Annotated in this window: 10 protein-coding genes and 1 pseudogene; 2 read left to right on the plus strand and 9 right to left on the minus strand. The window is 40.9% G+C overall.

All coding sequences use genetic code 11. The features are described from left to right. Window positions 1–172 precede the first annotated feature (172 nt). Both map and M3212_RS21270 read left to right on the plus strand, forming a co-directional pair. Window positions 173–919 (plus strand): type I methionyl aminopeptidase, encoded by a 747-nt coding sequence (map, locus tag M3212_RS21265; RefSeq protein WP_251195922.1) that lies wholly within the window; start codon window positions 173–175, stop codon window positions 917–919. 322 nt (window positions 920–1,241) lie between these two features. Further along, window positions 1,242–1,472: a hypothetical protein gene (locus M3212_RS21270; RefSeq protein ID WP_251195923.1), complete on the plus strand. Its 231-nt coding sequence runs from the start codon at window positions 1,242–1,244 to the stop codon at window positions 1,470–1,472. A 289-nt stretch (window positions 1,473–1,761) separates the two neighbouring features. Here M3212_RS21270 and M3212_RS21275 read toward each other — a convergent pair whose 3' ends face one another. From M3212_RS21275 to ccsB, 9 genes and pseudogenes are all read right to left on the minus strand, one after another. Beyond that, the gene (locus M3212_RS21275) at window positions 1,762–2,955 is read right to left on the minus strand and encodes an MFS transporter (RefSeq protein ID WP_251195924.1); all 1,194 of its coding nucleotides are present in this window, start codon (window positions 2,953–2,955) and stop codon (window positions 1,762–1,764) included. Between the two features lie 276 nt (window positions 2,956–3,231). Continuing rightward, complete coding sequence (locus M3212_RS21280) at window positions 3,232–4,143, minus strand: macrolide 2'-phosphotransferase (RefSeq protein WP_251195925.1); 912 nt, start codon at window positions 4,141–4,143, stop codon at window positions 3,232–3,234. A gap of 26 nt (window positions 4,144–4,169) precedes the next feature. Continuing rightward, complete coding sequence (locus M3212_RS21285; RefSeq protein ID WP_251195926.1) at window positions 4,170–4,772, minus strand: TetR/AcrR family transcriptional regulator; 603 nt, start codon at window positions 4,770–4,772, stop codon at window positions 4,170–4,172. A gap of 269 nt (window positions 4,773–5,041) precedes the next feature. Continuing rightward, a complete protein-coding gene (locus tag M3212_RS21290) occupies window positions 5,042–5,452 on the minus strand; it encodes a Fur family transcriptional regulator (protein ID WP_251195927.1) in 411 nt (136 codons plus the stop codon). 17 nt (window positions 5,453–5,469) lie between these two features. Continuing rightward, window positions 5,470–6,468 carry a CobW family GTP-binding protein gene (locus tag M3212_RS21295; RefSeq protein WP_285874951.1) on the minus strand — a complete coding sequence of 333 codons (999 nt, stop codon included), beginning with the start codon at window positions 6,466–6,468 and terminating at the stop codon, window positions 5,470–5,472. A gap of 3 nt (window positions 6,469–6,471) precedes the next feature. Beyond that, the gene (locus M3212_RS21300) at window positions 6,472–7,443 is read right to left on the minus strand and encodes a CobW family GTP-binding protein (RefSeq protein WP_251195928.1); all 972 of its coding nucleotides are present in this window, start codon (window positions 7,441–7,443) and stop codon (window positions 6,472–6,474) included. Window positions 7,444–7,516: 73 nt separating this feature from the next. After that, complete coding sequence (gene sufU / locus M3212_RS21305; RefSeq protein WP_251195931.1) at window positions 7,517–7,960, minus strand: Fe-S cluster assembly sulfur transfer protein SufU; 444 nt, start codon at window positions 7,958–7,960, stop codon at window positions 7,517–7,519. Window positions 7,961–8,291: 331 nt separating this feature from the next. Beyond that, entirely contained in the window at window positions 8,292–8,483 is a 192-nt protein-coding gene (locus M3212_RS21310) for an SHOCT domain-containing protein (protein ID WP_251195929.1), read from the minus strand. Between the two features lie 78 nt (window positions 8,484–8,561). Further along, a pseudogene (ccsB, locus tag M3212_RS21315) lies at window positions 8,562–9,473 on the minus strand (c-type cytochrome biogenesis protein CcsB); the annotation flags it as partial. Window positions 9,474–9,604 lie beyond the last annotated feature (131 nt).

The raw sequence follows: 9,604 nt of genomic DNA on the forward strand, positions 1-9,604 counted from the left end.
ATTCCGAGAAAATGGTCTCGTTAGATTCTTTAAGACCATTGAAATTTTCTTAACGTTGTTAAAAATGGGGGAATCGTCTCGAAAATGTGCTTAGCGTTGTAAATCCGCATTTTCCTGACGCTACCCCTATTATGTGGTAAAATGAAGTCATCTGGAAAATGGAGGTCATTTTATGACAATCGAATCTCAAAACGATATTGATGGTCTAAAGGAAATTGGCAAAATTGTTGCATTGACGATAATGGAGATGAAACAACACGCACGTATTGGAATGACGACAAAGGAACTGGATGAGATTGGTGGGCGCTTTTTGAGAAAGCATGGGGCTATGTCTGCTCCTAAATTAACGTATAACTTTCCCGGTAGCACATGTATTAGCATTAACAAGGAAGTTGCCCACGGAATTCCCGGAAATCGAAAAATTCAACCAGGAGATTTAATAAACATCGACGTTTCAGCCGAATTGAATGGTTATTTTGCTGATACGGGACATTCTTTTCAAATGCCTCCCTATAATCAGTCCTTAACGCGTCTTTGCCAATATACACACAAGACGATGATGAAAGTAATCTCTTCCCTCAAGCATGGAGTGAAGGTGAATGAAATTGGGCGAATAATTCAGATGGAGGCTCAAAAAGGCGGCTATCAAGTTATTGAAAATCTGGGCAGTCACGGCATTGGCAAATCGCTGCACGAAAGCCCCGCAGATATCCTCCCCATTTATAATAAGCACGACAAGAGGGTTTTGAAAGAGGGAATGGTTATAACAATCGAGCCTTTTTTATCGACTGGTGCCGATTATGTCGTGGAGCAGCCGGATGGCTGGACTTTATGTGTGCCTGATAACAGCCTGGCGGCACAGCATGAGCATACTATCATCATTACAAAGGATCAACCAATCATCGTGACGGTAGCATAGAAGAGAGCTTTTGTCGAATAGCTAGTGAAGTAAAAGCTGAACTATCGGATATCTTTTCTGTTATCGTCGTTTAATGCTGAGAAAAGCCTGCGCTCAAAACCGGGCTTTTATTTTCTGCTCACGATTCAGAATTATTAGACATTTGGTATAGGCATAAGGGTCGAATCACCCCTCTTTTTCATTCTTTTTGCCAAAAGTAATGGTTTTCTCGGGAGGAAAGCCCCGTTGTTTAAACGACCATCTACCCTTGTGAGTAATTGAGCATTTGATTATGATTTGAGTATAAAGAAGCAGTTATATTACGGTAAAGGAGGTTGATCCTGTGAAAAAGAAAATAATGGTGACCGTTCTGATTCTCGTACTCTCGCTTGCTCTTTTCGCTTCCAGTGCTTCAGCTAACTATACGTATTGGTTCAATGACGGCAGCAGTTCCTGGAACCAATTGTACTACACAGATGGAAGTGGTGCTTACGGTCTGCCTATCTATATGGGCGGCAGTGGCACGATCTTTGACTTCGGCTCCATGCATGAAATTTTCTACCTTCCGTACTAAACAATCAGAACGAATCGTGCCAAAAATTTCAATGAGGTGAAAATGATGAGAAAAAAAAATGATGTTGCTTATTGGAGCGGCGATTCTTAGTTTGACCTTGTTTGCCTCCAGCGCATCCGCAAGCGGTTTCAGCTATTGGTGGAATGATGGCTCCTCTTGCTGCTCGCAGCTGTATTACTCACCAGGCAATGGCCAGTCGGATATCCCAACGGGTCTGTATATGGATTCCAACGGGGGCATTTATTACTACGCTTTATAATAAGCATCTTGAGGCATGAGAAGCCTGCCGTTAACGTTCGGTTACTGACCGTGAGTTGACGGCAGGCTTTTTATCTACAGAAAGTGTATAAGAGAATAGAATAGAAATGATTGATATACAGAATAAAACAAACAAGACGGTTTGGATGCCGTAGCTGTCAGCGATTCTGCCTAATACTGGTGCGAAAATTCCCCCTGCACTTACTGCAACCCCAAGCGTAATTCCTGAAGCCAGACCAAGCCTGTTTGGCAAATATTTTTGCCCTAAGACGACCATTGAACTGTAGGGCATAAAAATAAAGATCCCCGCTAAAAGGATGAATCCTCCTGCTAGAAGTGGTGAATCCGTTGCCGACAGGAGCAGCAGGATGGGCACTAATAGGACAAAGCTTATTCGAATAAGCTTAACAAGTCCGTATGTATCTGCTATTCTTCCGCCCATTATCGTTCCCATCGCGCCAAACAATAAGAACAGACTCAATAAGACATTGCCTGAACTGCCAGATTGAAGGAAAACAGAGACCCAAAGAAGTGGAATAAACGTATTTAAGCCATAAAACACGATCGAACGAACACAAAGAACAATACTTAAAAGGGAAAATGGCTTCCACTGATCGATTTTGATTTCACCAGGACGTGTACATTCCTTCTTTGGCATACCATCGTTGTTCGTAACAGGTTTGTTTACCGGTCTCATCGTAATCAAGCCCATGATAATAGCAGGGATGATTAAGGCAAGAAGCCCCTGGAGCCCCCATAGAAGCACAGAGCCCGTGACAACAATGGGACCAAGCGCAAAGCCCAATGTCCCCCCTAATGAAAAAACACTCATGCTTGTTGCTTTATGTTCACCTGATGTCAAATGGACGACCTTTGCTGCTTCGGGATGGAAGATGGCAATCCCAAGTCCGCTAATCATAACCGAAATAAAAATAAGCCAATAATTCGATAAAAAACCAATAACCGCTAAGCCGCCGCCGCTGAGCAGCAACCCTAGTGGAACCATCCAGCCTTTAGATGCCTTGTCGGAGTATAACCCTATTAAAGGTTGAAAGATAGAAGATATGATATTTGCCGCCAAGATTAAGCCAGCCGCCGCCGTGTAACTAAATCCATAACTCAAAATCAAAAAAGGTAAAATAGCCGGAAGAGCTCCTTGATTCATGTCGCAAAACAAATGACCCGCTGCCATCGTATACGTTTTTGAATTTACTTTCCTGTACATGCTACCCTCCCTTTTAGAATGGGATGAAGCTGCTTTGATTCGTTTCATACAAATATATACAAAACATATCGAGAAATGCCCTCACCTCTACTATATCCTTTATTATCAATAAAGGAAAAGGCTTTCAGAGGATCTTCATCTGTCTTATGAGAAAATAGCCAAACCGAGTTGATGACGTTCAGCTTCTATAATGGGTTGGGGTCTCAACCAATGAAAAAAGCCGAGCTCCTTTACTGAAGGAACCGACTTTTTTTTATGAAACTAGCGCATCTGTGATTATTCTTCGGCTATTTGCAAAGCCTGCTTTGCCATGTGCATATACTCATCACTTCCAGAAATAATAGCAAATTCTGCAATTGCTACTGGATAGGCTGCCTCTAATTCGATAATATGCTCTTTCATTTTCGGCCATGTATATCCACCTGCTGCGCTGTAGAATTTGAGTAGCAATTCAAGACCCTGTTCACCAAAAGTTTTGTAAAGGACAACAAAATCGTTTGATACATCAGACACTTTTGCTTCAGTCCAGTCAATCAGACCAGTCACCTTTCCAGCCTTATCAATCAGAATATGGCCGGCATGTACGTCACCGTGAACAAGTCCCGTTTTCTTCGGCCACATGTCATCATTCTGGATCCATGTTTGCCAGCGAGTCCAAAGCGACTCACCGACACCTATTTTTTCCCGTACAGCCTCCATTCTTTCCTTCATTGATTGTCTAACTTCTTCAGGTGTGTGAACAACGGTAAAGCCAAAACTCTCTGCCTTTTTAATTGGAACTGTATGCAAAGCGGCCAGTGCTTTGCCAAGTGTTTGATAAAAACAATCCGGCACATTAGTAATATCCATCTCCCAGACATAATTTTGAATCTCGTGATCAATTGTACCCGCTGGGACACCGCTTAATTTCTTATAAGCAATCAATTCATTTGTATAAATCAACCAATTTGGTGCCTCGAAAACCGTGAGATATTCATTCACTAAATCTAATGCCTTTTTCTCTTCTGCTGTCCTCGGCATCACATCTTTACGCCTCGGGAGTCGCAGCACCCATTCATTCTCTTGCCTGTCAATGGCAAAAGCGACTTGGAAATCAAGCCCCGATTCGTTAAACGTCAATGTCTCTTCCTTCAGGGCCAATCCGTGCCTTGCTGCAAGCTCTAAAAGAACTTTGTTTGAATTACTCATTTTATCACTACCTCGTCATTAAATTCTCATTTCTTACTTGCAAGCTCATTAGCAACGGCATTAAAAATGATCTCTTGAACTTTAGGGTATATTTCTTCACCGAGATCCTTTTTGTGAATAATCATTGCTAAACAAGCCCGGATTACGCCTGCAATCACATCTACTTCTTCCTGTATGATTGTTTCTCGCTCTTGGTGTTTCTTTATAAATTCCAAGAGTGGAACAATGCTTCTTAAAGTAGTTCTCGCTGAATATTGTGAGTCAATCTTTCTGGAAGCCATGTTGTACTCGTCCAGATTTGTAATTAACCGCTTTGTTAAAACATTCGCTTCTAAAGCAGAAGACATCGCGTGCAAAAACACTTTAATTGCATTGCGGATATCCTGTTCTTTTTCCACTTTCGGCCAAACCCTTTTTTCAATATCTTCCCCCTCTAAAGCTAATAATTCAAAATACAACATTTCCTTCGATTCAAAAAAGGCATAAAAGCTGCTTTTGGCTATAGAGACAGAGGAAGTTATTTCATCAATAGAAGTATTTTTTAATCCTTTTGCAATAAAACACTGATGGGCAGTTTTTAACATGCCTTGTCTAATTTGCTCTTTTTCTGTTGCTGTGAATTTGGGCATCAAGACTTCACCTCACATATAAAACATAAAAACAATTTGTTTATTTGTTTTCATAATACAAAATTATTGGTCACAATGCAATCGTCATTTTGATGAAGAGATTTCAGAATGTAAGGTGCCATCAAATGAACAAGCAGCCAGGTTAAAATCTGACTGCTGTAATTGGTCTATAAACATATAGATCTCCACTGATAGGGCAAATTTAGCCTTAAATAGTATCTAATCTTGAATAAGGAAAATGACAACTTTGGCAAGCGGGTTTCTACAGATCATGATGAATGGCAGTCACTACAGTGGCCATAAACCTCAAATTTATGTCCTGTAACGAGGAAGCCTTTGGGTAAGTCCAACATGTGATCCATTGGGCAAATCTCTATTTTTTTCACTGTACCGCAATCGATGCAAATCAGCGGGTGATGATGGTCAGAACTTGTAAAACAATAATGCTTTTCTCTATTTAATTCGGTTGCCTCCAAAATGCCGAGCTCTTCAAATAGCCTGATATTTCGATAGACCGTATCAAGACTTATACCGGGAGAATCCACTTTTATGATATTATGAACGGCTCTGGCTGATAAAAGGCGATGGTTCTTCCAGAAAATGTGGGCCATCGTTTCTCTTTTTCCGGTGATTTTATAGCCTTTCCTCGCTAGCATATCCAGTGCGGTCGTACGATTCATGAGATCCTCCCTTCTCCTCACTCAATTTCCACACACTCTGCAAACTGTGTTTGAAAGTGGCGTTGATCTAAATTTTTTCCAATCACAACAATTTCACTGACTTTTGTTTCATTCTCCGTCCACTCACGATCAACTGTTGAAGCAAACAGCATATGGATCCCTTGAAACACAACTCTTTCATTCATTCCTTTTATGTTCAAAATGCCTTTGTAGCGATACATCTCTGTGCCGTAGTCATTAATCCAATGGGTGACCATTTTTTCCAGCTTATTTAAGTTTAAAGGTCGTTCCTCTCTTAATACGAAAGACGAGACTTGATCATCATGCTCATGGTCGTGATGGTCATCATGTAAAAAGTCAGGGTCCACCTCTAATTTTTTATCCAAATCGAATGTATGGATATCTAAAATCTTATCAAGCTCGATCTTTGAATTTTCTGTTTTGAAAATTTTCACGGAGGGATTCATCTGGCGTAATCGTTTTTCGAGTATATGTACGTCTTCCATGGTGACAAGATCAACTTTGTTCAATAAGATGATATCAGCGAATGCAACTTGCTCCTGTGCTTCATGAGCCTGGTCAAGCTGCTGATTGGCATGCTTGGCATCGACTACGGTTACGACTGAATCGATTTGATAGAAGCGTGTCATCGCCTCATCGACAAAAAAGGTTTGAATAACGGGAGCAGGTTCAGCTAAACCTGTTGTTTCTATTACAATTCGGTCAAAGTCGACTTTTGGGTCGAGTGGATTAAGTTTTGCTCTCATAAGATCAGTAAGAATCTTGATTAAATCACCTCGAACTGTACAACAAATACAGCCATTATTCATTTCAAAAATTTCTTCTTCTGCTCCAACTACCAACTGATTATCAATCCCGACTTCTCCAAATTCGTTTACAATGACGGCTATTTTTTGGCCGTGATCTGCCGTCAGAAGATGAGTAAGCAGCGTTGTCTTGCCCGCTCCTAGAAACCCGGTTATTACCGTCACAGGCACTTGTTTGAGTATATCCAACTGTCATCTCTCCTTGTTATAAAAGTCAGGTTCAGCTTGTAAATTGAGTAAATCATTTTCCATCTCTTGATGATCGAGACCATCGCCGATAAAAATGAGCACGGGGTCAAAGCTCCTTGTATGAACGCGTTCGAAGATAGGTTCTCCATAAGAATAGTTGAACAAAAACAGACCCGGCGTCTCCGTAAACGTTACAAATCCTTTTGCCCGATAAAGGTGACCGGGAATTGCTTTCAGCCAATTTGAAAAGTGGATTCGATCAAGAGCAGCTTTTAATGGATATTGAAATGTATGCAGATGGAGATCGTGATGAACATGTGCCCCATGAGAAGAATCGGGAAAACTCATTTGATCTATTCTTCTGCTTTTATCGTGCCGTTCATATAAAATGTCAGGGGCGACTTGTGAAAAGGTGGTAGGAATCATCTTTGCCTGAGAGTTAATTGTTTTCATGTCTTTCATTAAGAATGATAATTCATCGGCTTCTAGCTGATCCGTTTTGTTCAGCACGAGAATATCAGCAAATTTCACCTGCTCGTTAAGCAGCTTTTTCACCTTGAGACTCATTTTGCCATCCTTCCACCACATCACATCGACATGTGTAATAACAGCCATGATTTTCACCTTATTTGCCAGTATCGGATGGCTACATGCATCAATCACTTCAATAGGGTGCGCTGCTCCCGTTGCTTCGATATAAATAGCATCCAGCTCATGTTCTTCCAGCAGCCAATTTACTTGCTGGCTCAATTCGGCATTTATTGTACAGCAAATACAGCCATTCAACAGTTCGAGCAATGGGGTACCAGGTGGGACAATACTGGAATCAATGCTGATTTCTCCTAATTCGTTCATTAATACCCCGACACGCCTCCCGTTTTCTTTTTCTGCTTGTAACAGCCTGGTTAATAGCGTGCTTTTTCCACTACCTAAAAACCCGGCAAGAATATAGATATCAACGTTTCGTACGCCCAACATTAGTCCTCCATTCGTATACTCTCTATCAATTACTACTTCGATAATCGAAATCATTACTGTTTATTGCCTGCTATTTATACTCCTCATAATCAGCTAACGTACGATCAAGAGCCTGCCAAGTCATTAACGCACAATTGTGGCGAGCTTTTAATTGATGCACTCCTTCCAATGCCAGTGCATCTCCTAAATCAATATCCTCCTGAATCTCACCTTCTCGAATCATTTGTTCCATTGCATGGCGAAATTGTGAAGCCGCCTTCAGTGAAGCTCCTTTTAACAGTTCCGTCATCATTGATGCTGACGCCATGCTTATGCTGCATCCTTCCCCAACAAACGAAATATCTTCAATCACCTTTTTATCAGACAGCTGGATAAAAAGAGTCATTACATCACCGCAGGTCGGGTTTTTATAATGTTTTTGCAGCACCGTGTCGCCTTCTATTTTCCGATGGTTTCGCCTTTTTTTTGAATGATCGATCACTAGTTGCCGATATAGCTGCTCCAGGATAGTAATCCCTCCTTCGCAATAACAAATCATAATAATTACGATTTATATTTTCTACTATACACATTTTTTCTAAATAAGTCTAATTGTCGTTATTAGGCATATGGATGAGGAAACCATGGAACGACCACTTCGGCTTTATAATTGATATACGGGGATCAATCCTGTGGGTGAGGATCCAGAGCAACGTTTCTCCCCATATCTTAGGCTGATGAAGGACTAACAGATGTTTTTCAAAGCATACAGTCAGCAGGATAGCTGATTGGTGGAAGGATTTTTTAGCGCTACGTTCAGATGGAACAACCCAAACAGGCTCGACCTATTTGGGTTGAAAAATTTTTTATTGTAACGCCTTTTTTCTTTTAACAAATTCGTCTTCTGAGATTTCACCCTTTGCAAATCTCTCTTCTAAAATGGAATAAGCCGACTGAGCTTTCTCTTCATAGTGAAATAACAATTTTATTAAGATCACTATCATCAACAAAATGACCAACGCGACAATTCCCATTGCCAGTAAATAAGTTGGAAGCATCTCCGTCATCTCCTTTTTTAAAATCGCATAAATCCGTTAATGTCTAAAACGTTATGGCACCATGCCTTCTAAACTCTTTTATGCATAAGAATGCAGTCCGGCAATAATGAGATTGACAGCCAGTAGATTAAACATGATAATCGCGAAGCCAATCACCAAAAGCCAGGCTGACCTCTCCCCGTGCCAGCCCCTTGACAAGCGTAGATGCAAGTATGCCGCATAAAAAAGAAACGTAATTAACGCCCATACTTCTTTCGGATCCCAGCCCCAGAACCGTGTCCAAGCTATTTGCGCCCAAATCATCGCAAAGATTAAGCCTCCTAATGTAAAAATGGGAAACCCAATAATTATAGCGCGATAGCTCACTTCATCGAAAAATTGTGGGCTGATATTTTTAACAAACGGCTTGATCGCAGCTGAAATACGTTTTCTCAACATAAGACGTACTAGAAAATAAAGCAGGCTACCGGAAAATATCGACCAGAGAAATGTATTGAATTTCCGAGGCGCTTCCACTCCATTCATCCATCCAGGCGCTTTAAATAAAGGGCCGAAGCTCCCCTGGTCAGAAGAGGATAATTCCCCTTCATAGGGACCGACAATCGCGGGTAATTCATATTGTAGCTCCGCTTCCATATCAAGCTCATTGATCCAGTTAAACGTAACGGAATATTGATTTGCAGAGAAAATACCAACCGTGATCGCAATTCCAAGTGCGCATGTAATGATAAACATAATAGTCTCCAGCCAAAATGTTTGTTTCGATCGTGTCGTTTGCTCGACTACCCGAATCAAATAAATAAGCGCCGCAATAAAGCCAATCCCCAGTATCCCCTGGCCAATTGCCGTCGTAATAACATGGATTTGCAGCCAATAGGTTTGTAAGGCCGGGATCAGCGGAGATACCTCGCTCGGAAATACAGACGCGTATGCAATAATCACAATTCCAATTGGCATTGTGAAAACGCCCAGTACAGACTTTTTATAAATGATATCATTAGCTTTGCATAAAGTTATTAAAAATTTGTCAAGTAGTTTCGAGTAGAAATTTATGGTTTCAAGACATAAAAAAACTCCTTATAATTAGGTTTGGTAGTTCTGTCCAAATCCTAAATACAAGG

Source organism: Halalkalibacter oceani (assembly GCF_023715705.1).
GTDB classification, from domain to species: domain Bacteria; phylum Bacillota; class Bacilli; order Bacillales; family Bacillaceae_D; genus Halalkalibacter; species Halalkalibacter oceani_A.